Here is a 20,825-nt window from a genome sequence, read left to right as displayed (position 1 = left end):
GACTTTCCCCGTTCGTGGGTGCAGGTGAAGGGTGAGTGAGAGCTAGAGAACGTGAGCGAGGAACGACTTGGTGCGTTCCTCCTGGGGTGAATCGAGAATCTCTGCAGGAGAGCCTTGTTCGACGATGACGCCGCCATCCATGAAGACGACGGTGTCGGCGACCTCGCGAGCGAACCCGACCTCGTGCGTGACGATCACCAGGGTGGCACCATCGCACGCCAGGCCGCGGATGACCTCGAGAACCTCTCCCACCAATTCGGGATCGAGGGCTGACGTCGGCTCGTCGAACAGAATGACTGTGGGACGCAGGGCAAGTGCACGCGCGATGGCGACCCGCTGCTGTTGTCCGCCGGAGAGCCGTCGCGGATAGTCATGCGCTTTAGAGTGCACCCCGACTCGATCGAGGAGAGCCAGCGCTTCGGGTTCGACGTCGGAACGCGGGCGTTTCTGCGCAGAGATCGGGGCTTCGACGACATTCTCGAGGACCGTCAGGTGAGGAAACAGATTGAAGTTCTGGAACACGAAACCGATCTGGGAACGCTGCCGCAGAATCTCCTTGTTGCTGAGTTCGTGCAGTTTGTTGCCTTTGCGCCGATATCCCACCAGATCACCGTCGATCCGGACGGTGCCCTGGTCCACCTTCTCCAGATGGTTCAGAGCGCGCAGCAAAGTCGACTTGCCCGAACCCGAGGGGCCGATAATCGCGGTCACCTCACCGGGACGTACGACGAGGTCGACGCCTTTGAGCACCTCGAGCCCGCCGTAGGACTTGTGGACGCCGCGCACCTCGACCGCGTATCTCGTTGCGGCACTGGATGTGGAGGCATCGAGAGTGGTCATCGGGTCGCCCCTCTCGGCGCGAAGGTGACGTTGGAGAGCTTGTGGCGAATCTGTTGGATCGGCGTCAGCGGAATGTTGCGTACCGCGCCCTTGGCGTAGTGCCGCTCGACGTAGAACTGCACGATCGAGAGCACCGACGTCAAAATGATGTACCAGACGGTCGCGACCATGAGCAGCGGAACCACGCGTCCGTTGCGTCCGTAAATGACCTGCACCTGGTAGAACAATTCGGCGATGGCCATGACCGACACGATCGACGTACCTTTGAACAGAGAGATCACCTCGTTGGCCGCGTTGGGGAGAATCCCTCGCATCGCCTGCGGCAGAACGATCTTGAAGAACTCCCGTCTCTTCGGAATACCCAGCGCTGCTGCTGCTTCGAGTTGCCCCTGGTCCACCGAGATGATACCGGCCCGAACGATCTCGGCGGAGTAGGCCGCTTGGTGCAGGGCCAGCCCGATGATGGCCGCCGTCGATCCACTGATGACGTTGTTGACGTCGAACTGGAAGAAGCTGGGACCGAACGGAATTCCCAAAGACAGAGTCTGATACAGGTACGCAATATTGAACCAGAACAGAAGCTGCACGATCAACGGGATGGAACGGAAGGCCCAGATGTAGAACCAGGAGATAACCTGCAACACAGGATTGTCGGACAGCCGCGCTACCGCCAGGCCGATACCTATGGCGAAGCCGATCAGCGTGCCCCAGAAGGTGAGCTGGATGGTCAACCACAGCGCCGACATCACCGATGCCGCAGTGAAGTACTGAGCGAAGGTGTCCCAATCCCAGCCGGGGTTAGTGACGAAGCCGTGCAGGAACTGACCGACCACGATCAGAGTGGCGACTCCGATCACCCAGCGCCACGGGTGCCACGTGCGTGCAACGACGAGTTGTTCGTCGGGAATGTCGTCCGTCGTATCCACAACGGGACGAGAGTCGAGTTGAGTCACCGGAACCGCCGGGTCGGATGGGCAGCGATCATCGCTGGGTTGCCTTTCGAGGATTTCGTGCTGTGAGTACGCCGATCGATCACGCGTGCGTACAGATACAGATGTTCATCGGTCGCGCCTCCATCGGTCCTGGCGGTAGCACCCACACGCCTCAGGGCGGGGTTGCTGCGACGTCATCGAGCCAAGGTCTCTCGGTCGCTCTGGATGGTGACAGGAACGTACAGACAAATCTATCGAGAAGTCAAGTGCACGTACGCATTCGGTTTCAATCACGATGATTTCAACCCTTGCCACCGGCGATGTTCGCCGAGTGTCAGCCAAAAATACCCCGGTACCGGGCCGCCGGATTCGGCGCGGGCCGTTGGATGTGGAGAGCAGGTCTCCGGCCGGAACCGGGAATTGCGCACTACTCATGAGCCAATCGATCACCGATTAGGCTTACCGTGTGCGAATCGACATGCGGCGCGGTGGAGTCCGGATCGACGCCGTGGTCGTCGCTGCGATCGTCGCCGTGGGCTGTGTGGCAGCCGGAATCACCCTTGATTCGCCCGAGGTCGGAGACATACCGGGTTGTGACGTCGTAGTTCCCGCCGGCGAGACGTTCTCCTTCTTCACCGGTTCCTACCCAGGTAAGTACGACAACCCCGACTACCCGTGGCTGACGGCCGAGAAGGCGTCGGCGATGTCGGAGTCCCTGGTTCGCTCGTTGCCCACAGACGTCGAAGTGGAGTTCGCTTCCCCCTCGAATTCACTGGTGTTCCAACCGATGCAGATCTACTCGAAGAAGGCCGAACTGTCGGGCGGCATGACCGTCGAGGACCTCAGTGGGGACAGCACGGCATCCGGGGTCGTCGATCGTGCAGGAGTCGCTGCACCACTGCAGGTCTCAGCAGAGGCATGGGACGATGCGATTCCACCGTGCACCGAGGGATCGGTCGACGAACGGATCGTGCTGCCCGACGGCACCGTTGTCGATGCGCTGGATGCGGTGTCCGAGTACGACGGGGTATCGACGCATCGGCGCACAGCGACCGCATACTTCCCGGACACCATCGTCCATGCACGGACTTCGAACGAAGGGGACGAGGCCGAACTCCCCCTCGAGGCCGACGAACTCCGCGACATCGTCTCGAATCCCGAACTGCGGGTGAGCGCACGCGTCCCCGAAGGTACGAAACCAGCACGCGCCGACTGTGGACCATCGCGCGAGTACCCCGTTCCCCCACTGCCGCGCGATGTGGTCGAGCGCATCGGATCGGCACTCCAGGCGCGGTGGGAAACCGCGTTTCCGAACACATCGACCGATATCGCTGTGGGCGACCTGATGCCGGGCACCTATGGAAGCGGAAGCGCCTGCAATGCAGTCGTTCTCACCAGCTCGCGCGGCACCGCACAGGTGAACGTCGAGATATCCGTCGAGGACAACGTGGAGTGGCCCGACGATCCGGACGTGCTGCGCAGTGTTCTACCCGACGGCACAGTGGTGACCCGCAGGTCCGACATGCGCACGATCGGGACGGAACCGACCGAGTGGCTCAGTGTGCTCCGGCCGTCGAACACGCTGGTGCAGTTCCGTTTCGACGACACGATCGCAGTCGAATCGCTCGTCGAGCTCGCAACCGCCCCCGGGTTGGATCTGTAGAGGGTCGGCGAACTCCACCACCCTCGTGCGAGAATTCGGCTTATGCATGTCCGAAAAGCCGGGATCGGTGACGACGGCTTTCGAAAAACGCCGCGCTATCAGCAGTTGAACGCAGCGAGTGTTGTTTTTCTCGGATCGCTGGTGGTGATCGGCACATTCCAGGCGTATCGACACGTCCGATTCGATACGCCTGGCCGCTCACAGCGCCATCCTCGTGGCGGTCGCAGCCGCAATTCTGCACGCGCTCAGGCGAACTGACCGGAAGCCGACGTGGCTTCTTCCCCGTATGACACTGCTCGTGTTCGGTCTCGGCAGTCTCATGTGTGTCGTCGCAGGCGACTATCTCCCTGCTGCGGTCGCCGCGATCCAGGCTGTGATCCTTCCGCTGTTCGTGCTGGACGACCGAGTGAACGCCCTCTATCGGTACACCCCCGACGTGTCCTGAACCGCGGTCTCGAATCACCCTGATTTCAACCGTTGCCTCGCGCCCTCGACGCGGCGAGAGTTCCTGACGAATGGCCGCGTGCGGGAGCAGTCTCGCGCAGCGTCGACGAAAGGAATGGGTCGCCACGATGCCGAACGAATCTGCACAATCGAAGAACACCGCAATCGCCATGATCGAACGCAGGATCTCCTCCTCCACAGCTGAATCCTGGGACTGGCAGCTCGATGCACTGTGCCGGGGTCAGGATTCGGAGATCTTTTTCTCCCCCTCGGGTGAGGGGCGAACGGCGCGTCGCCAACGCGAGGATCGCGCCAAGCAGGTGTGCGCCGGCTGCGAAGTGCTCGACGCGTGCAAGCGGTTCGCGTTGGCAGCCAACGAACCGTTCGGGGTGTGGGGCGGCATGACGGCTCGCGAACGGCTGGTGCATTGGGCCAACTCGCGACGCGACCACGAGCGACGGGCGAGTTAGGCCGCGACCAGAAGATGGTCCGCAGCTCGCCGGATGGTCCACAATGGAGGGGTGACCGATATCGAGAAGCCCCTGCCGTGGACGTACCTGATGGACATGGACGGAGTTCTGGTCCACGAGGATCACCTGATCCCCGGTGCCGACACGTTCCTCGCCGAACTGCAGGCCAACGAGATTCCGTTCATCGTGTTGACGAACAATTCGATTCGTACCCCCCGTGACCTGCGCGCACGTCTCGCATTCACCGGTTTGGACATTCCCGAGAAGTCCATCTGGACCTCCGCTCTGGCCACCGCGACGTTCCTCGGAAATCAGCGGCCCGGCGGCAGCGCCTATGTCGTCGGCGAGTCGGGTCTGACCACGGCCCTGCACGACATCGGCTATACCCTCACCGACTCCAGCCCCGACTACGTGGTGCTCGGGGAGACCCGCACGTACTCGTTCGAGGCCATCACCACCGCCATTCGCTTGGTCGAGAAGGGTTCGCGCTTCATCGCCACCAACCCCGACGCGACCGGTCCGTCGCGCGAGGGTTCGCTGCCAGCGACCGGTTCGGTTGCCGCACTCATCACCAAGGCGACGGGCAAAGAGCCGTACTACGTGGGCAAGCCCAACGCGTTGATGATGCGTTCGGCTCTGCGCGCCATCGGTGGGCACTCCGAGAACACGCTGATGATCGGCGACCGGATGGACACCGACGTGCTGTCCGGTCTGGAAGCCGGGTTGCAGACCATCCTGGTGTTGACCGGGATTTCGACCGTGCAGTCCGTCGAGCAGTACCCCTACCGTCCGACCAAAGTTCTCGATTCCGTCGCAGACCTGGTGGGCCGCACACAGAACCCGTTCTGATGACACTCGAATTCGTTCTGTCCCGGCAGGACCACCACGTCGTCGGACGGGGTGTCCGGCACGCTCTGCCCGATATCGCCGACGCGGTGGCCGCGGTGCGGGAGGGCCGAAACGTGGTCGGCGCGCTCCCGTTCGACATGTCCGACGCCACCGCGTTGATCGAGCCGGAGGAGTTCTATCGACTCGACGGACCGTGGGCAACGGTCGACGCTCTCCCGCCTCTGCCGACCGTCACCGTTGCGCGGCAGATTCCCGACCCGGACGTTCACGTGCAGCGGGTGCGGGATGTCGTCGAGCAGTTGAAAGCCGGTGTGGCCGAGAAGATCGTGCTCGCGCGGGCCATCGAGGTGACCGCGGATTCACCGATCGAACCTGTCTCGGTGTTGAGCGCGTTGGTCTCCCGCGATCCGATGGGCAACGGTTTTCTGGCCGACCTGTCCCCCGCCGCGCCTGCCGGTCGACACATCGTCGGTTCGAGCCCGGAACTGTTGGTTCGCAAGCGCGGCAACATCGTCAGCTGCCATCCGTTCGCGGGGACAGCAGCACGATCCGCCGATCCCGATGAAGAAGCGCGTATTTCCGCGGCATTGGCGGCGAGTGCGAAGGATCAGGCCGAACATCGATTCGTCGTCGACGAGATCCGAGCCGCATTGGCACCGTTCTGCGAGACGCTGGAGGTGCCCGAGTCGCCCCAACTCAGCAGCACTCCGCAGCTGTGGCACCTGTCGACGCCCATCATCGGAACCCTGGCCGATCCCGCGACCTCGGCGCTGGACCTCGCGCTGGCGCTGCATCCCACCGCTGCCGTCGCCGGCGTTCCCCGAGCCGCGGCCATGGCTGCGATCGCAGACGTCGAGGGCTCCCGCGGCTTCTATGCCGGAGCCGTCGGATGGACCGACGGCAGCGGCGACGGCGAATGGATGGTGACCATTCGCTGCATCGAGCTCTCGGCGGATGGGCTGACCGGAACGGCCACTGCCGGTGGCGGCATCGTCGCAGATTCCGACCCCGACGCCGAACTGGACGAAACCACGGCGAAGTTCAGAACGGTACTCAGCGTCTTCGAGAACTGACCCAGCTACTTCAACGCCTGGTCCAGATCCCCGATCAGGTCCTCGGTGTCTTCGAGACCGATGGAGATCCGCACGACGCCATCGGTGATGCCCACTGCGGCACGACCTTCCGGCCCCATCGCGCGGTGCGTCGTGGTGGCCGGATGGGTGATGAGCGTTTTGGAATCGCCGAGGTTGTTCGAGATGTCCACGATCTTCAAGCCGTCGAGCAACTCGAAGGCACGCTGCTTGCCTCCGCCCTCGGGGGCATCGAGCTCGAACGTGACGACCGTGCCGCCGCCCGACATCTGCGACGTCGCCAGCTCGTACTGTGGATGTGATTGCAGGAACGGGTATTTGACCCACCGCACCGCCGAATGCCCTTCGAGGAACTCGGCGATCTGCAGTGCGGAGTTCACCGAATGCCGCACGCGCACCGGCATGGTCTCGAGTCCCTTGAGCAACGTCCACGCATTGAACGGGCTCAGGGCAGGCCCGGTGTGCCGCATCAGAGTCTGCACCGGCCCGTCGATGTACTCCTTCGATCCCAGGATAGCGCCGCCGAGCACCCGCCCCTGGCCGTCGATGTGCTTGGTGCCGGAATACACCACCACGTCGGCACCGAGTTCGAGGCTGCGCTGCAGCAGAGGCGTCGCGAACACGTTGTCCAACACCACCGTTGCGCCGGCGGCGTGCGCCATCTCGGACACCCGCCTGACGTCGACGAGCGACTGCATCGGATTGGACGGGGTCTCGAAGAACACCGCGGTTGTCGGCACCGAGAGTGCCTGCTCCCACTGCTCGAGGTCCTCACCGTCGACAAAGACGGTCTCCACGCCCCAGCGCGGCAGAATCTCGTTGCACACCACGAAACAAGAGCCGAAAAGGCTACGCGCAGCGACCAATCGGTCGCCGGCTTTCAACAATGCGCCGAGCGCGGTGAACACTGCCGACATTCCACTCGACGTGCCGAAGCACGCCTCGGCACCCTCGATCAGCCGCAACCGCTCCTCGAACATCTTGACCGTCGGGTTGCCGTAGCGCGAATAGACGAAATGATCGATGTCACCGGTGAACGCCCGCTCGGCGGCACCGGCACTCTCGTAGACGAAACCCGAAGTGAGATACAGCGCTTCGGCGTTCTCGTCGAAGCCCGATCGCATCAGACCGCCGCGTACACCCAGCGTTCCCTGACCCACACCGTCGGGTAGCGGCTTCTGAAAACCCCCGCCTCTGGGAATGTTCGTCACGACTGCCTCCAGGGCAACCCGACCGCACGCCAACCCACGGCACCGCGGTGGCCGTCGGCATCGGTGGCACCTTCGAAACCGTCGAGCACGTTGTAGGACGGGCCGATTCCCGCAGCCGTGGCGGCCTCGGCCGCACCGATGGATCGCTGACCGGAGCGGCACAGGAACACGACCGGACGATCGCCGTCCACGCCTGCGGCTTTCAGCTCGTCGACGAAGTCGGTGTTGCGAGCGCCGTCGGGGTAGCTCACCCACTCGATCAGGTGGGTCGGGCGATCGATGCCGGAGGTGTCGGGTACGCCGACGTACTGCCACTCGGCATGCGTGCGGACGTCGACGAGAACGGCATCGGGGTTGCTCTGCAACAACTCCCACGCCGCCTGCGGGGTTATGTCACCTGCGTAGGTCACTGGATCAGCCTTCCGTCACTTGCCGTTACGTCACACATACCGAGATCAGACATTGCACACCAACCACGTGTCGTTCACCCGCACGAACTTCCATTCGTCGTCGGTCTGCGCTCCGGATTTCTCTTCCTTCAGCGGTACCGTGACGATGCCGCGGTCGCCGTTGACCTCGTACCCCGTGGGCACTCCGTCGATCGACGTCTCGCCGTTGCGTTCCACTTCGCCTGCGCGGTCGGTGCGGTACTGGGCATCGTCGCCGGGAACGAGACGCTCGACCTGATCGGCGCACGTGTTGGCACGCAGCAGGTCCGCGTCACCGCTGTTCTGCGCTTCGAGGAAGCCGTCGACGGCGTCGGTGAGCAGCTGCGCCTGCGTCACGTTGTCCTCCGCGGGTGCGAACTTCGACGCCGCGAATATGCCGACGAGCAGAACCACGACGATGCCCGCGGCGATGATGAACGGCCACGCGTTGGGCGGACGCTGCTCACCGGAGTCGGCAGCCGCCTGGGATGCGTTGTTGCGCGCTTCCTCACGACTGTCGACCCACTGCTGCCTACGTTCACTCCACGACGCCATGTAGGCAATCTTCCTCGATCCGACGGGTTTGTGTTCAGCTGGGTCCTTCAGTGAGTAGGACCCTTCAGAGAGAGGGCCCGACGGGGATGTCGCCCTTCAACGTGATGCGGTGCATCTTGCGGTGCTCGGTGCCGTAATCGCGGTTGGCGTAGTGCGAGGTGCTGCGGTTGTCCCACAGCACCAGATCACCCAGGCGCCAACGGTGACGCACGATGTGCTCGGGCTTGGTCAGGTGCGCATACAGCAGATCCAGGATTCCGCGACTCTCGGCCTCCGAGACCCCCACGATGTGCGAGGTGAAACCAGGATTGACGAACAGCCCCTTGCGGCCGGTTTCCGGGTGCACCCGCACGACGGGATGTTCGACGGGGACCAGCGCGGTCACTTCCTTGCCGTCCCACACGTTGCCCTTACCGCCGCGCTTCTGCGCGAGGTAGTAGCCGAACTCACGGTTACCGTCGTGAATTGCGCTGAGCCCGTCGATCATTCGACGTACCGGCGCGGACAACGACTCGTAGGCGAGTTGACTGTCGGCCCAGTTGGTGTCGCCGCCGTGCGGTGGCAGGACGACGGGCCGCAGGATCGACCCCATCGGCGGGCGCTCCATGAATGTCACGTCGGTGTGCCAGACGTCGGCGAAACCGTTGTCCTGACTGTCGAGGGCGTAGACCTCAGGGGCGACGTGGCCGCTGTCGTGCACGGGGTGACCGGCGGTGAGGTCACCGAGCCGGCGGCCGAACTCGATGTGGCCTGCGTCGTCGATGGACTGCCCTCGCAGCACCAGAACCTTGTGTTCGACGAGTGCCGTCCGGACAGCGCGAACTTCGGCGTCGGAGGCGGTGGCGACATCGAGACCGATGACTTCGGCACCGAAGCTGGGGCCGAACTTGTCGAGAGTGAGCGAAACAGTCTGTTCCAGAGTGGTCATGTGTCCTCGAATCCGAGAGACAGCGGTGCGCCGATCAGTCGCGGCACGGCCGTCGAGGGAGGGATCCCGCCCCGACGACGTCGGGAAACAGGGATTGGGCGTCGGGTCAGGTCACCGACAGCACATGTTGGTGCAGGTGCGACAGAAGTCGACGGTGAACCGCCGGACCAGGTATGTCGTCTGCACGGGTCAATTCCTACCGGAACCCGGGGAATACGGCAAGTTGCCCACTGCCCCAGCTCAGGTAGTCCTTAATTTATGCTGGGGTGTCCGCACTTCCCTCGAAGAAGGTAGCTCGCTGCACATGACTGATCAGACTCGTCCACTCCGCGTCGCCATCGTCGGTGCCGGACCGGCAGGCATCTACGCCGCCGACGCGCTCATGAAGTCCGACCACAATGTCAGCGGACCGGGCGTGAGCATCGACCTCTTCGAGCGGATGCCGGCCCCGTTCGGGCTCATTCGCTACGGCGTCGCCCCTGACCACCCACGTATCAAGGGCATCATCACCGCGCTGCACAAGGTGCTCGACAAGCCCCAGGTGCGCCTGCTCGGCAACATCGACTACGGCACCGACATCAACCTCGACGACCTGCGCCGCTTCTACGACGCGGTCATCTTCTCCACCGGAGCCAACGCGGACCGCGCACTGAACATCCCCGGCATCGACCTCGAGGGCAGCTACGGCGCCGCCGACTTCGTCTCCTGGTACGACGGCCACCCCGACGTGCCGCGCACCTGGCCGCTCGAGGCCGAGAAGGTCGCCGTCCTGGGCGTTGGCAACGTGGCCCTCGACGTCGCACGCGTGCTGGCCAAGACCGGCGACGAACTGCTGCCCACCGAAATCCCCGCCAACGTCTACGAAGGCCTCAAGGCCAACAAGGCCCTCGAGGTGCACGTCTTCGGCCGCCGCGGACCGGCTCAGGCCAAGTTCACCCCGCTCGAACTGCGCGAGCTCGACCATTCGCCGAACATCGAGGTCATCGTCGCACCCGAGGACATCGACTACGACGAGGGTTCCGAGCAGGCTCGCCGCAGCTCCAAGCAGATCGACATGGTCGCCAACACCCTGCAGGACTGGGCCATCCGCGACGTCGGCAGCCGACCGCACAAGCTGTTCCTGCACTTCTTCGAGTCCCCGCACGAGGTACTCGGTGCGGACGGCAAGGTCGTCGGTCTGCGCACCGAGCGCACCGAGCTCGACGGCACCGGCAACGTCCGCGGCACCGGCAAGTACAACGACTGGGATGTCCAGGCCGTCTACCGCGCCGTCGGCTACCTGAGCCAGAACATCAGCCAGCTCCCGTTCGACGAGCAGGCAGGCACCATCCCCAACGAGGCCGGACGCGTCGTCGAATCGCCGCACTCCACCACACCCGTCCCCGCCACGTACGTCACGGGCTGGATCAAGCGCGGACCCGTCGGCCTCATCGGTCACACCAAGGGCGACGCCAACGAGACCGTCGCGAACCTGCTCGAGGATGCGCCGAGCTTCGCCGGTGCGGCCGAGCCGGACCTCGATGCCGTGACCTCGTTCCTCGAAGGCAAGCAGGTTCCGTTCACCACCTGGGACGGCTGGTACCGCCTCGACGCCCACGAGCGTTCACTGGGTGAAGAAGAAGGCCGCGAACGCGTCAAGGTCGTCGAGCGTGAGGACATGCTGAAGGCCTCCGAGCCCGACAAGGCGTAGAGCGGCTGGCGCCGCATGTGAGTGGAAACGCGTAGCAGGCTACGAGTTTCCACTCACATGCGCGGAGCGCTCTACACCCGAACCGCCAGCAACTTTCCCTCGGTTTCGATCTTGCGCTGATGCTCGTTGAAATCCGGTGCAGCACAGACGAACAGCGTGCGACCGTCGGATCCGCCGAGTCCGCACGCGAACACTCCGAGAGCGAAGTCGAGCTGCTCGAGAACCTCTCCGCCAGGCGCGACGTGCAACACGCGCTGCCCGAGCGCGTCGGCGATCCACATCGTGCCGTCGGTGTCGATGCAGCAGCCGTCGGCGGCCACCTTCACCTCACTCATGGCCGTTGCCATGTCCGTCGACGACGGCGGCTCACCGAATGTCGCCCAGTCGCGCCGCTCCCCCAGTGATCCGTCCTCGGCGATGTCGAACGCACTGACCCGGTTCCCGACCGTCTCGTCGACGAGCAGTTCACCGGAATCGGTGAACGCCATTCCGTTGGGGAAATACAGATCCGATGCCACCACGTGTGCGGACCCGTCCGGATCGACGCGAATCAGGTCGGCCGTCTCGACGGGTGCGAAGTTCATCAGATCGAAGCCGAAATTGCCGATGTACGCGCGTCCCTGCGCGTCGACGAGCATGTCGTTGAGGTTCGCCTTCACGTACGTCGACAGATCGGCGTGGACGGTCAGCGACCCGTCGTGCTCGCGTAGTAGCAGTTTGTAATCGCGCATCGAGACGATCAGCAGCCGCCCGTCGGGTAGCCAGCCCAGGCCCGACGGCTGATTGGGCACCTCGGCTTCGACTCGCACATCGGAACCGTCCTCGAGAGCGGATACGACGCGATGGCTGTAGAAGTCCGATACCCAGATCCTCCCGTCGTGCCAGCGGGGACATTCGAAGTATGTGTATCCGTCGAGAACGACGGTGGTCTCCGGTTTCATATTTCGCATTCAAACACCGCGTCAGGTCGCCGCGACGGCGAATCGGCGAGCTGGCATGCTGGGACCCGTGTTCGACGCCCACCTACACATCATCGACCCCAGATTTCCGCTGATCGAGAACCAGGGATACACGCCGGATCCGTACACCGTCTCGAACTATCTCTACGACGTCGACGGGCTCGGGATTACCGGCGGTGCCGTGGTCACCGCATCGTTCCAAGGCACCGATCAGAGCTATCTATTGGCCGCATTGGAGACGCTCGGGCGCGGTTGGGTGGGGGTGGCCCAGCTCGATCCGGGGTGCACCGACGAAGAGATCGTTGCCCTCGACGAGGCAGGCGTGCGAGCAATGCGATTCAACCTCAAACGCGGTGAGACCGACGTCGAGATGCTCACCACGCAGGCCCGACGAGTGCACGAACTGGTGGGCTGGCACGCCGAGCTGTACGTCGATGCGACCCTGCTGCTCTCGCTCGAGCCGATCCTCGCGAAACTACCGGCGGTGAGCATCGACCATCTGGGACTGTCGACGCAGGGACTTCCCTATCTGTTGAATCTGGTCGACCGTGGAGTACGCGTCAAAGCAACAGGATTCGGCCGGGTTGATCTCGACATCGTCGACACCCTGCAGCAGATCCACCGTGTGAACCCGGAGGCCCTGCTGTTCGGCACCGACCTGCCCGGTACGCGAGCCCCACGGCCGTTCTCCGAGACCGACATCGACATCATCTCCGGGGCAGTCGGCGGCGACCTCCCCGCCGTTCTCGACGGTAATGCCCGGACTTGGTATCGGGTCCCTTAGATCAACAAGGCCCCGCCGAGCCACACCGCCGAGGCGAGCAACGCGCCGAACAGTTCCACCAGGATCGACAGCCCGGCCGCCTTGGTCGCATGCACGGTCGATCGCCAGGCCTCGGAATGGTTGCGGTGCCTGGGTAGTTCGGCCACGTAGACGCCGGCGATGAAACCGATGAACAGACCCACCACGGGAATGACGAAGAAGCCGACGATGCCGAGCAGGCCGCCGACGATCAGCGACCGCATCGGCACTCCGGCCTCCCGCATCCGGCGGCCCGGCCAGGTGTACTTCACGACGCCGCTCAGCACCAGCAGCACCGTCGCGATGCCGAACACCGTCCACGCGGCCGTGCCGCCGGTTACCCACGCCCACACCGCAACAGCCGCGAATATCAAGATGGTGCCCGGCAGCACGGGCACGACGATGCCGACGAGGCCGACCAGAATCACCAGGCCGACCAGTATTTCTCCGAGAGCGCTCATGGTGGTCAAGTGTGCACGCCGATCGCCGGTAAGTTGATGCCTGTGCCCCGAACCGCGACTTTCGAACGTCCTGTTTCCGGCGGCGACGCCCTGCTGTCCATCGGCAGCCTGCTCATCGGTGCCATCGCTGTGGTGGCCGCGGTCGTGCTTCTCGTCGGTGTGTTCGACCTGAATTGGGTACTCGGCTACGCCATTCCGCTGGCGACGGCGGTGTTCGCAGTTGCCTTGTGGCAGTCGCTGAGTCGCCGCGGCTGGACGTGGAAGGATCTGCAGCTCACGTCGGGTCCACGATCGCTGTGGCACCTGCTGTGGGAAGTACCCGTCGCGTGGATCGCCGCCATGGGCGTCGGCATTGCACTCGCCGGCGCTGTCGACATAGCTCCCGCCTCCGATGCCGGCGGAAGCGCGTCGACTCTCGATGCACTCGACGTGGGTGTGGTCGCCGGAATCCTGACCATCGCCTGCACTGTGCTGATCGCACCGGTACTCGAGGAAGTCCTCTTCCGCCGGGTGATCTTCGGGTGGTTCGAAACCAGAACACGATGGCAGATCGCGGTTCTCGCATCCGCACTGTGTTTCGGGGCCGTACACGTGCTGCCCGCCATCGCGCTGATCATGGTCTGCATAGGCTCCGCTGCGGCCCTGCTGGTTCGGCTGCACCGATCGTTGATTCCGGGCATCGCACTGCACACGATGAACAACGCCCTTGCTACCGCCGCGGTGGTGGCCGCAATCTAGACGGCGCGATCTAGACGGTCGGTCGAACCTTGCCTGCTGCCTCGCGGGCCCGAGCCCGCGCAGTCTCGATGTCCGACGCCGTCGACACCGCAACACCCATTCGCCGCCGGACGAAGCTGGTGGGCTTGCCGAACAGTCGAAGGTCGGTTTCGGGAACCGCAAGGGCATCGGCGACGCCTTCGAACGCGATGCCGTCCGCATCGACGCCGCCGTAGATGACTGCCGATGCTCCCGGCGAGAGCAGCGTCGTGTCGATCGGCAGCCCCAGAACGGCGCGGGCGTGCAGCTCGAACTCCGAGAACCGTTGCGTCCGAAGCGTTACCAGGCCGGTATCGTGCGGCCGGGGGCTGACCTCGGAGAAGTAGACGTTGTCGCCCTGCACGAACAGCTCCACGCCGAACAGTCCCCGACCACCGAGTGCCGTCGTGATTCTCTCGGCCACCTCGCGCGCCGACGCGAGTGCCGCGTCGGACATCGGTTGCGGCTGCCAGGATTCGATGTAGTCGCCCGACTCCTGCAGGTGGCCGATCGGCTCGCAGAACGACGTCCCGTCGGTCGCGCGCACGGTGAGAAGTGTTATCTCGTAATCGAAATCGACGAATCCCTCGACGATGACGCGGCCCAGGTCGACTCGACCGCCCTTCAACGCGTAGTCCCACGCCGTCTCGACGTCGGCTTCGGTCCGTACCACCGACTGCCCCTTACCGGACGAGGACATCACCGGCTTGATGACGGCAGGGAAGCCTATGCGGGACAACGCTTGTCGGACCTCGCCCAACGAATCGGCAAACGCGTACGGCGAGGTGGGCAGACCGAGTTCCTCGGCCGCGAGCCGCCTGATTCCTTCGCGATTCATCGTCAATTGCGTTGCACGCGCTGTGGGAATGACCACCGAGCGCCCTTTGGCCTCCACCTCGGCGAGAGCATCGGTGGCAATGGCTTCGATCTCCGGGACGACGAAGTCCGGCTGCTGAGCGTCGATCAGGGCCAGCAGCTCTTCGGGATCGCTCATGTCGATCGTGTACGCGTGATGCGCCACCTGATGGCCCGGGGCGTTGTCGTAACGGTCGACGGCAATCACCTCGACACCGAGGCGCTGGAACGCAATGATGACCTCTTTGCCCAGCTCACCTGCCCCGAGGAGCATGACCCGGGTGGCACCGGGGGTCAGTGGAGTACCGATGCGGACGGAATCTGGGGCAGTCACAGCCTTATTATCCACACCCACATCACTTGGACGCCCTAGTACACGTTAGTCTCCATTCACTATCGCAGCTGACGAGACGGAACGAGGCAACAAACGTGGCTAACACTGGTGGACCGCTCGCAGGGCTCCGCGTCGTCGAACTCGCAGGGATCGGACCCGGCCCGCACGCCGCACTGCTGCTGGCCGACCTCGGCGCAGACGTCGTCCGCGTCCAGCGCGCCGGGCAGGTCTCTCCACACGACCACCAGCTGCGCAGCCGCACTATTGTCGAAGCGAACCTCAAGGACCCCGCCGACATCGAGAAGGTTCTCGGCCTCGTCGAGCGCGCCGACGTGCTGATCGAGGGGTTCCGCCCCGGTGTCACCGAGCGACTCGGTCTCGGGCCCGACGACGCCCTGGCCCGCAACCCGCGCCTGGTCTACGGCCGCATGACCGGCTGGGGGCAGGAAGGCCCCTGGGCACAGACCGCCGGCCACGACATCAACTACATCTCCGTCACGGGCGTCCTCAACGCCATCGGCCGCGACGGCGAACGACCGGTGCCACCGATGAACATGGTCGGCGATTTCGGCGGCGGATCGATGTTCCTCGTCTTCGGCATCATGGCGGCGCTCTACGAACGACAGAATTCGGGACAGGGACAGGTCGTCGACGCGGCCATGGTCGACGGCACCGCGGCACTGTCGCACATGATCTGGGCCTGGCGAGGCGTCGGAGCATGGAGCGACGACCGCGGCGTCAACCTGCTCGATACCGGCGCACCGTTCTACGACACGTACGAGACGTCGGACGGCAAGTACATGGCGGTCGGGTCCCTCGAACCACAGTTCTACGCTCAGCTCGTAGCCGGACTCGGTCTCTCCGATGCGGATCTACCGTCACAGATGGACAAGTCGCGCTGGCCGGAGCTGCGCGAGAAGTTCACCGCGACATTCCTGACCAAGACTCGCGACGAATGGGCCGCGGTCTTCGACGGCACCGACGCCTGCGTCTCCCCCGTGCTCACCTTCGCCGAGGCCCCGAACCACCCACATATGAAGGACCGAGACTCGCTCATCGACATCGGTGGCGTGACGCAGCACCGACCGGCACCGCGGTTCTCCCGCACCGAAAACGGAGTCCCGACGCCACCGCCGGCCACGGCGACCGACATCGCATCCGTCTGGGCCTGATTGCTTGCGCCGAACTCGAAGTTATGGACGCCTTTCGGCTGATTCTCGTCCATAACGTCGAGCTCGCGGTCAAAAGACCAGGGCCGGCTGTTCGGATTCGACGCTCGGGGCCAAGGCTCGATACGCCGCGGCAGTGGCCGCAACTGCAGCCCGAAGTTCTTGCGGCTCACGGGTGTACGGCAGCCGGAGATAGCGCTCGAACGCACCCTCGACTCCGAACCGCGGACCGGCGGCCAATACTGCCCCGAACGCAGGCGCAGTAGCGGCCAGCGCACTCGATACCGGAGCGGGGAGCTGAAGCCACAGCGACATCCCGCCCTCCGAGCGCCGGTACTTCCACTCCGGAACATGTTCGGCGAGAGCATCTTCGAGAACTTCACGACGCTCACGCAGTTGCGAACGACGCAGATCGAGGGCGGGTTCCGCATCTTGGAGAAGGAACGACGACGCAAGCTGGTCCATGATCGACGTACCCAGGTCGTGAGCTGCCCGCGAACCCGCGAGCTGCGAAACCAACGACGGGTGCGCCCTGATCCAACCGATCCGTAGGCCGCCCCAGAAGGACTTGGACGCCGAACCGATGGTGACGATGTCCGAGCCGGAGACCCGCCCGAACGATGCGACCGGGGGCGGCGGAGGTGCGTCGAGCCACAGGTCCACCATGGTCTCGTCGACGATGAGCGTCATCCGGGTGTCGCGAGTGATGCGCGCAAGTTCGGCCCTGCCCTCGGCGTCGAGCACCTGCCCTGTCGGGTTGTGGAAATCCGGAATCAGATACGCCACTTTTGCTGCCGTTTGCCGTGCAGCGCTACGGATTCCGTCGAGATCCCAGTCGCCCTCGGCGGGGCGCACCGGCACCGGCACGGGCCGAGCCCCCACGCGTCTGATGGCTTCGAGTGCGTTGGGATACGTGGGGTGATCGATCAACACGCGATCGCCGGGTGAGGTCAATGTGCCGAGCAACAGCCGAACCGCTTGCTGCGCACCGGATGTCACCATGATCTGGTCCGCGGTTGTCGGTAGGCCACGTTCGACGAAGCGCTGCGCAATGGCCTCCCGCAACACCGCCAGGCCGATGGGCTCCATACCGTGCGTCGGTAGATACGTCGGAAGTGCCTGCAGCGCAGATTCGTACGCAGCTGTCATCGTTCCGTCCGCGGCCGACATCGCAGCATGAGACATATCCACCACCGGTCCCGACGGCGACGTAGACTGAATCAGCAGCCCGTTCGGGGTGGGGGCAGCGGGCAACGCGACCGTACTGCGAGAGCCCTGCTTGCTGATCAGATATCCCTCGTCGCGCAACACCGAATACGAGGAGGTAATCGTCGTACGGCTCAGATCCAGGGCGGCAGACAGATCGCGTTCGCTCGGCAGCCCGACGCCTAGCGGAATCCGGCCGTCGTGAATGAGCAGGCGAACGCCGTCCGCCAACGCCCGATACGTCGGACGCGAGGCCTTGCGCTTACCGGATCCATCCGCGGTCGCGTCGGCGCGCCAGCTACCGAGATCGCGGGCCAGTGACGTTGCATTGAGCACTCTGGAGGCCATACAGCCCATATTCACCCACTGGCATCGAACTTTCAAGTCCATTACACGTTCGACTGGACTGCCCGTCGACGTCCGGTGGATACTCGACCCATGCCGAGCAGCACCCTCTTCGACACGGCCATCGGCCGATGCGGTCTTGCCTGGAGCGCGGACGGCGTGATTGCCGTGGCATTACCCGAGCCGTCGGACGAGGCCATGTTCGATTACCTGGCCGGCTTCGGCGCTACCCGAGGTCCGGTCGATGCTCTCGCCGCGGACGCGATCGATCGAATCGTGGCGCTTCTCGCCGGCCGCGCCGTGGACATGAGCCCGATCCCGCTGGTGCTCGAGGTTTCGGCGTTCGACGCCTCGGTCTACACCGTGTGCAGCGCGATTCCCCGGGGCGCGACGCTGACGTACGGAGACATCGCGCGCCGTCTCGGGCTGCCGGGCGCGGCCCAGGCGGTGGGCGGGGCACTGGGCCGCAACCCGGTGCCGATCATCGTTCCGTGCCATCGCGTCCTCGGCGCGGGCCGAGAAGTAGGCGGCTTCTCCGCTCCCGGCGGGGCAAATACGAAACAACGAATTCTCGGCATCGAGGGTGTAGCAGGATTCGACGAGCCGACATTGTTCTGAATTGCCTACTGATACAAAAGACCGCATATCTGGAAACAATGTGAAAAACGGGGACGGAGTTTATGAATCAGGCAGAGATGTGGAGCGAGGACAGCGACGAGTCGACTGCCGAGACCGTTTCGGCCTCGGGGCCCGGACTCAATTCCGAGTCTTCCGCTTTACCGCCGATGGTGAACGCACCTGCATCCGGCAGCCAGCCGATCGCTCCCCGCTGGAACAGGTTGTACCGCCCGGAACCGGTGGGTGTCGGGCGCTCGTTGCTGATCGGATAGCCAAGTGCGCCATAGGGTCCCCCGTGACCGAGGTACCAAGCCAGTATCGGACCATGCACCTCGTGTGCACCACCCTCGGGGAGGGCGAACACCATCGCGTGGGTGAACTCCAACATGCCGCCCCCTTGCGGACCCAGCATGAATTCGCCGGTCTGCGCCCCGATCCACGAGTGTTCGTAAGCAAACCGATCGAATTGGTAGCTGAAAACTTCCAAGCCATTGTAATTTTCAGTCATCGACCGGCCCTCCGTCGCTTTACTTGGCCTCGATTATCCACCCGTTGCGCAAATGCGCACTTCGATTCGGAGATATATGTGGCGCCTCAGCTATCGGAGAAGTGCCAGAATCTCGGCGGGGACCTCATCCGTCGCTGCTGGGTCGACCACCGTTCGGGACCAACTGCCACCCGACGCGTCCAACCGAACCAGCTGATTCGGTCCGAGCAACCACAGCTGATCCCCGGCTGACCAGTTGACGCCATAGCCGTACGCCTCGCTGGAAGTAGCGGGAGCGCTGTACTGAACAGTGCCGGTGGTGTCGACGATCTGCAGCGTCGGAGAGCCGTCGATATCCACAACCCGGGCCTCCGACGCACCCGACGGTGAGACCACCGGTGCGGACGGAGCCGCGGGTAGCGGCGGCGTGGTCGTGATGGTCGGCGGTGGGGCTACCGCTGCGGGTGAGTCGGTGGTGGACGACGGGGTCGTCGTCGTCGGCGGAACCTCGACCGGCGACGGAACCGGGGACTCCTCGGTGAGCGACGGATCCGTCGTCGTTGGGGCCGGTGCGAGTGTCGACTCCGGAATGATCGGGGACGTCACTGTGGGGACTTCGGTGGTGGTTTCCGGAACGATCGCCCGCGCGGCGCTGCGGGCGACGACGCCTGGCGTCACACACCGCGAGCTGGGCAGCAGTCCCCCGTTCATGGCTACATCCTGGGTGGCGCTGGCAGTAGACGATCGAGTACCGGACATAGTCTGGACCGAGAAGATCCAGGTACCGGTGCGGGTGCCACCGAGCAGAAGTCCGTTCTGAAGGTCGACCGAGTTCGTCGAGACGCTGCCGGTGACATCCGATCGACCAGCTTGACGGATAGTCCACCTGTAGGTAAATCCCGCTCCCGCTGACGTCCAGGACAAGGTCACGTAGTTACCAAGGAGTCCGGCAACTCCAGCACGGTTGGTGCACAATATTGATTGCGGTACCGGGATCGGCAGTGCTGTGGTGAAGGTGCCACTGAGCGCAGTTGCCTTATCTTGTCCCGCCGCAAGGGTTGTCGGAGTGTTCGAGGCACTGATTCCAACTGCCGAAATGGCCGCCAACGCGAGCACCACACCGAGTCTGGACGCGCCGTGCTTCGGTGCACTGTGCCGCCCACTACGCGGTTCCTGCCTCCGATCGTCGTCGTCGGGCTGCGCAGGAGCCTCCTCGGTGGACCTACGAACTCCGAACGCGGTCATGAGAAGTGCGCCGACGGCGATGCCGCCGATGAACACAGCGACCGGACCGCTGAGCCAGGTGACCGCGTAGCCCAGTTTCCCGACGCTGAAGAACACACGATCGGCTTCGGACACCACGTAGCTCTCGGCATCGGGTTCGGCGTTCGCGTCCCCCTTCAGGAACAGCTGTGCGCTGTCGGTTCCGACCGCCCCGATTTCGACCACCCGGTGAGTGATTGCTGCTCCCGACGCGTTGGTGACCTTGACGATGTCACCGATCTCGATCTCCGCGGCCGGGGTGGTCTCGCTCAACGCCAGAGCACCGGTGTCGATGGCCGGGGCCATGGACCCGGACCGGAAGATCAGCGGAGTAATTCCTAGGAACACCGCCGTGAGCGCGAACAGCACACAGACGAGTCCGGCGACAGCGCCGACGGTCAGAGCTATCTCGCGCAGCAGACGCGGGCGAGATCGGAGGCGGTCAGCGGAGGCATGGGTGTCGGACATG

General features: G+C 64.2%; 22 protein-coding genes and 1 riboswitch. Of the genes, 10 read left to right on the top strand and 12 right to left on the bottom strand.

Annotation, left to right across the window (positions count from 1 at the left end; translation table 11 throughout):
- Positions 1 to 42: 42 nt before the first annotated feature.
- Complete coding sequence (locus tag QM588_RS19235; protein ID WP_283315704.1) at positions 43 to 840, bottom strand: amino acid ABC transporter ATP-binding protein; 798 nt, start codon at positions 838 to 840, stop codon at positions 43 to 45.
- On the bottom strand, positions 837 to 1,697 hold the full coding sequence (locus tag QM588_RS19230) for an amino acid ABC transporter permease (RefSeq protein ID WP_283315904.1): 861 nt from the start codon (positions 1,695 to 1,697) through the stop codon (positions 837 to 839). Before QM588_RS19230 ends, QM588_RS19235 begins: the two co-directional genes overlap by 4 nt.
- A 213-nt stretch (positions 1,698 to 1,910) precedes the next feature.
- Positions 1,911 to 2,004: riboswitch (SAM riboswitch) on the bottom strand.
- A 234-nt stretch (positions 2,005 to 2,238) separates the two neighbouring features.
- Between QM588_RS19230 and QM588_RS19225 the strand changes: the two genes are divergently transcribed.
- The 5 genes from QM588_RS19225 to QM588_RS19205 all read left to right on the top strand — a co-directional run bounded on the left by QM588_RS19225 (position 2,239) and on the right by QM588_RS19205 (position 6,271).
- The gene (locus QM588_RS19225) at positions 2,239 to 3,435 is read left to right on the top strand and encodes a hypothetical protein (protein ID WP_283315702.1); all 1,197 of its coding nucleotides are present in this window, start codon (positions 2,239 to 2,241) and stop codon (positions 3,433 to 3,435) included.
- A gap of 286 nt (positions 3,436 to 3,721) precedes the next feature.
- Positions 3,722 to 3,880, top strand: a complete 159-nt coding sequence (locus QM588_RS19220) for a hypothetical protein (protein ID WP_283315700.1) — start codon at positions 3,722 to 3,724, stop codon at positions 3,878 to 3,880.
- 127 nt (positions 3,881 to 4,007) lie between these two features.
- The gene (locus tag QM588_RS19215) at positions 4,008 to 4,349 is read left to right on the top strand and encodes a WhiB family transcriptional regulator (RefSeq protein ID WP_442972946.1); all 342 of its coding nucleotides are present in this window, start codon (positions 4,008 to 4,010) and stop codon (positions 4,347 to 4,349) included.
- A gap of 90 nt (positions 4,350 to 4,439) precedes the next feature.
- Positions 4,440 to 5,198 carry an HAD-IIA family hydrolase gene (locus QM588_RS19210; RefSeq protein ID WP_068053998.1) on the top strand — a complete coding sequence of 253 codons (759 nt, stop codon included), beginning with the start codon at positions 4,440 to 4,442 and terminating at the stop codon, positions 5,196 to 5,198.
- Positions 5,198 to 6,271, top strand: a complete 1,074-nt coding sequence (locus QM588_RS19205) for an isochorismate synthase (protein WP_283315698.1) — start codon at positions 5,198 to 5,200, stop codon at positions 6,269 to 6,271. Before QM588_RS19210 ends, QM588_RS19205 begins: the two co-directional genes overlap by 1 nt.
- Before the next feature lie 5 nt (positions 6,272 to 6,276).
- Here the strand turns inward: QM588_RS19205 and QM588_RS19200 are convergent, their stop codons facing one another.
- The 4 genes from QM588_RS19200 to QM588_RS19185 all read right to left on the bottom strand — a co-directional run bounded on the left by QM588_RS19200 (position 6,277) and on the right by QM588_RS19185 (position 9,411).
- Positions 6,277 to 7,500, bottom strand: a complete 1,224-nt coding sequence (locus QM588_RS19200; protein ID WP_283315696.1) for an O-succinylhomoserine sulfhydrylase — start codon at positions 7,498 to 7,500, stop codon at positions 6,277 to 6,279.
- Positions 7,497 to 7,910 carry a rhodanese-like domain-containing protein gene (locus QM588_RS19195; protein WP_032364957.1) on the bottom strand — a complete coding sequence of 138 codons (414 nt, stop codon included), beginning with the start codon at positions 7,908 to 7,910 and terminating at the stop codon, positions 7,497 to 7,499. The genes QM588_RS19200 and QM588_RS19195 overlap by 4 nt, the downstream gene beginning before the upstream one ends.
- 45 nt (positions 7,911 to 7,955) lie before the next feature.
- Positions 7,956 to 8,483, bottom strand: coding sequence for an Rv0361 family membrane protein (locus QM588_RS19190; RefSeq protein ID WP_283315693.1), 528 nt, complete (start codon positions 8,481 to 8,483; stop codon positions 7,956 to 7,958).
- 64 nt (positions 8,484 to 8,547) lie between these two features.
- Positions 8,548 to 9,411 (bottom strand): TauD/TfdA dioxygenase family protein, encoded by an 864-nt coding sequence (locus QM588_RS19185; RefSeq protein WP_283315691.1) that lies wholly within the window; start codon positions 9,409 to 9,411, stop codon positions 8,548 to 8,550.
- 304 nt (positions 9,412 to 9,715) lie between these two features.
- Between QM588_RS19185 and QM588_RS19180 the strand changes: the two genes are divergently transcribed.
- Entirely contained in the window at positions 9,716 to 11,101 is a 1,386-nt protein-coding gene (locus tag QM588_RS19180; protein WP_283315690.1) for an FAD-dependent oxidoreductase, read from the top strand.
- 71 nt (positions 11,102 to 11,172) lie between these two features.
- Here the strand turns inward: QM588_RS19180 and QM588_RS19175 are convergent, their stop codons facing one another.
- Positions 11,173 to 12,042: an SMP-30/gluconolactonase/LRE family protein gene (locus QM588_RS19175; protein ID WP_283315689.1), complete on the bottom strand. Its 870-nt coding sequence runs from the start codon at positions 12,040 to 12,042 to the stop codon at positions 11,173 to 11,175.
- Positions 12,043 to 12,097: 55 nt separating this feature from the next.
- On the opposite strand from QM588_RS19175, the gene QM588_RS19170 reads away from it, so the two are divergent.
- A complete protein-coding gene (locus tag QM588_RS19170; protein ID WP_283315687.1) occupies positions 12,098 to 12,844 on the top strand; it encodes an amidohydrolase family protein in 747 nt (248 codons plus the stop codon).
- Here the strand turns inward: QM588_RS19170 and QM588_RS19165 are convergent.
- Entirely contained in the window at positions 12,841 to 13,323 is a 483-nt protein-coding gene (locus QM588_RS19165; protein WP_027494284.1) for a DUF456 domain-containing protein, read from the bottom strand. The two genes, QM588_RS19170 and QM588_RS19165, sit on opposite strands and share 4 nt — an antisense overlap.
- Before the next feature lie 42 nt (positions 13,324 to 13,365).
- Here QM588_RS19165 and QM588_RS19160 point away from each other — a divergent pair, with 42 nt between their 5' ends.
- Entirely contained in the window at positions 13,366 to 14,061 is a 696-nt protein-coding gene (locus QM588_RS19160) for a CPBP family intramembrane glutamic endopeptidase (RefSeq protein ID WP_283315685.1), read from the top strand.
- Positions 14,062 to 14,071: 10 nt separating this feature from the next.
- Here QM588_RS19160 and purT read toward each other — a convergent pair whose 3' ends face one another.
- Entirely contained in the window at positions 14,072 to 15,268 is a 1,197-nt protein-coding gene (gene purT, locus QM588_RS19155; protein WP_283315684.1) for a formate-dependent phosphoribosylglycinamide formyltransferase, read from the bottom strand.
- A gap of 95 nt (positions 15,269 to 15,363) precedes the next feature.
- Here purT and QM588_RS19150 point away from each other — a divergent pair, with 95 nt between their 5' ends.
- The gene (locus QM588_RS19150) at positions 15,364 to 16,440 is read left to right on the top strand and encodes a CaiB/BaiF CoA transferase family protein (protein WP_283315683.1); all 1,077 of its coding nucleotides are present in this window, start codon (positions 15,364 to 15,366) and stop codon (positions 16,438 to 16,440) included.
- A 69-nt stretch (positions 16,441 to 16,509) separates the two neighbouring features.
- On the opposite strand, the gene yczR is transcribed toward QM588_RS19150, so the two are convergent.
- Positions 16,510 to 17,991 (bottom strand): MocR-like transcription factor YczR, encoded by a 1,482-nt coding sequence (yczR, locus tag QM588_RS19145; RefSeq protein WP_283315681.1) that lies wholly within the window; start codon positions 17,989 to 17,991, stop codon positions 16,510 to 16,512.
- 90 nt (positions 17,992 to 18,081) lie between these two features.
- Between yczR and QM588_RS19140 the strand changes: the two genes are divergently transcribed.
- The gene (locus QM588_RS19140; RefSeq protein ID WP_032388980.1) at positions 18,082 to 18,606 is read left to right on the top strand and encodes a methylated-DNA--[protein]-cysteine S-methyltransferase; all 525 of its coding nucleotides are present in this window, start codon (positions 18,082 to 18,084) and stop codon (positions 18,604 to 18,606) included.
- Positions 18,607 to 18,673: 67 nt separating this feature from the next.
- Here the strand turns inward: QM588_RS19140 and QM588_RS19135 are convergent, their stop codons facing one another.
- Positions 18,674 to 19,114: an LGFP repeat-containing protein gene (locus QM588_RS19135; RefSeq protein WP_283315677.1), complete on the bottom strand. Its 441-nt coding sequence runs from the start codon at positions 19,112 to 19,114 to the stop codon at positions 18,674 to 18,676.
- Positions 19,115 to 19,204: 90 nt separating this feature from the next.
- Positions 19,205 to 20,824 (bottom strand): signal peptidase I, encoded by a 1,620-nt coding sequence (locus tag QM588_RS19130; protein ID WP_283315676.1) that lies wholly within the window; start codon positions 20,822 to 20,824, stop codon positions 19,205 to 19,207.
- Position 20,825: the final 1 nt, after the last annotated feature.

Origin of the sequence: Rhodococcus sp. IEGM 1354, from assembly GCF_030056855.1 — a bacterium.
Taxonomy (GTDB): Bacteria; Actinomycetota; Actinomycetes; order Mycobacteriales; family Mycobacteriaceae; genus Rhodococcoides.
This window is presented reverse-complemented; position numbering and strand designations above follow the sequence as displayed.

Coding starts and splice junctions, on each gene's coding strand:
- QM588_RS19190 (WP_283315693.1), bottom strand. CDS start 8,483: ATGGCGTCGTGGAGTGAACGTAGGCAGCAGTGGGTCGACAGTCGTGAG.
- QM588_RS19210 (WP_068053998.1), top strand. CDS start 4,440: ATGGACATGGACGGAGTTCTGGTCCACGAGGATCACCTGATCCCCGGT.
- QM588_RS19170 (WP_283315687.1), top strand. CDS start 12,098: ATGCTGGGACCCGTGTTCGACGCCCACCTACACATCATCGACCCCAGA.
- QM588_RS19180 (WP_283315690.1), top strand. CDS start 9,716: ATGACTGATCAGACTCGTCCACTCCGCGTCGCCATCGTCGGTGCCGGA.
- yczR (WP_283315681.1), bottom strand. CDS start 17,991: ATGGCCTCCAGAGTGCTCAATGCAACGTCACTGGCCCGCGATCTCGGT.
- QM588_RS19175 (WP_283315689.1), bottom strand. CDS start 12,042: ATGAAACCGGAGACCACCGTCGTTCTCGACGGATACACATACTTCGAA.
- QM588_RS19135 (WP_283315677.1), bottom strand. CDS start 19,114: ATGACTGAAAATTACAATGGCTTGGAAGTTTTCAGCTACCAATTCGAT.
- QM588_RS19205 (WP_283315698.1), top strand. CDS start 5,198: ATGACACTCGAATTCGTTCTGTCCCGGCAGGACCACCACGTCGTCGGA.
- QM588_RS19220 (WP_283315700.1), top strand. CDS start 3,722: ATGACACTGCTCGTGTTCGGTCTCGGCAGTCTCATGTGTGTCGTCGCA.
- QM588_RS19235 (WP_283315704.1), bottom strand. CDS start 840: ATGACCACTCTCGATGCCTCCACATCCAGTGCCGCAACGAGATACGCG.
- QM588_RS19140 (WP_032388980.1), top strand. CDS start 18,082: ATGCCGAGCAGCACCCTCTTCGACACGGCCATCGGCCGATGCGGTCTT.
- QM588_RS19185 (WP_283315691.1), bottom strand. CDS start 9,411: ATGACCACTCTGGAACAGACTGTTTCGCTCACTCTCGACAAGTTCGGC.
- QM588_RS19130 (WP_283315676.1), bottom strand. CDS start 20,824: ATGTCCGACACCCATGCCTCCGCTGACCGCCTCCGATCTCGCCCGCGT.
- QM588_RS19165 (WP_027494284.1), bottom strand. CDS start 13,323: ATGAGCGCTCTCGGAGAAATACTGGTCGGCCTGGTGATTCTGGTCGGC.
- QM588_RS19215 (WP_442972946.1), top strand. CDS start 4,008: ATGCCGAACGAATCTGCACAATCGAAGAACACCGCAATCGCCATGATC.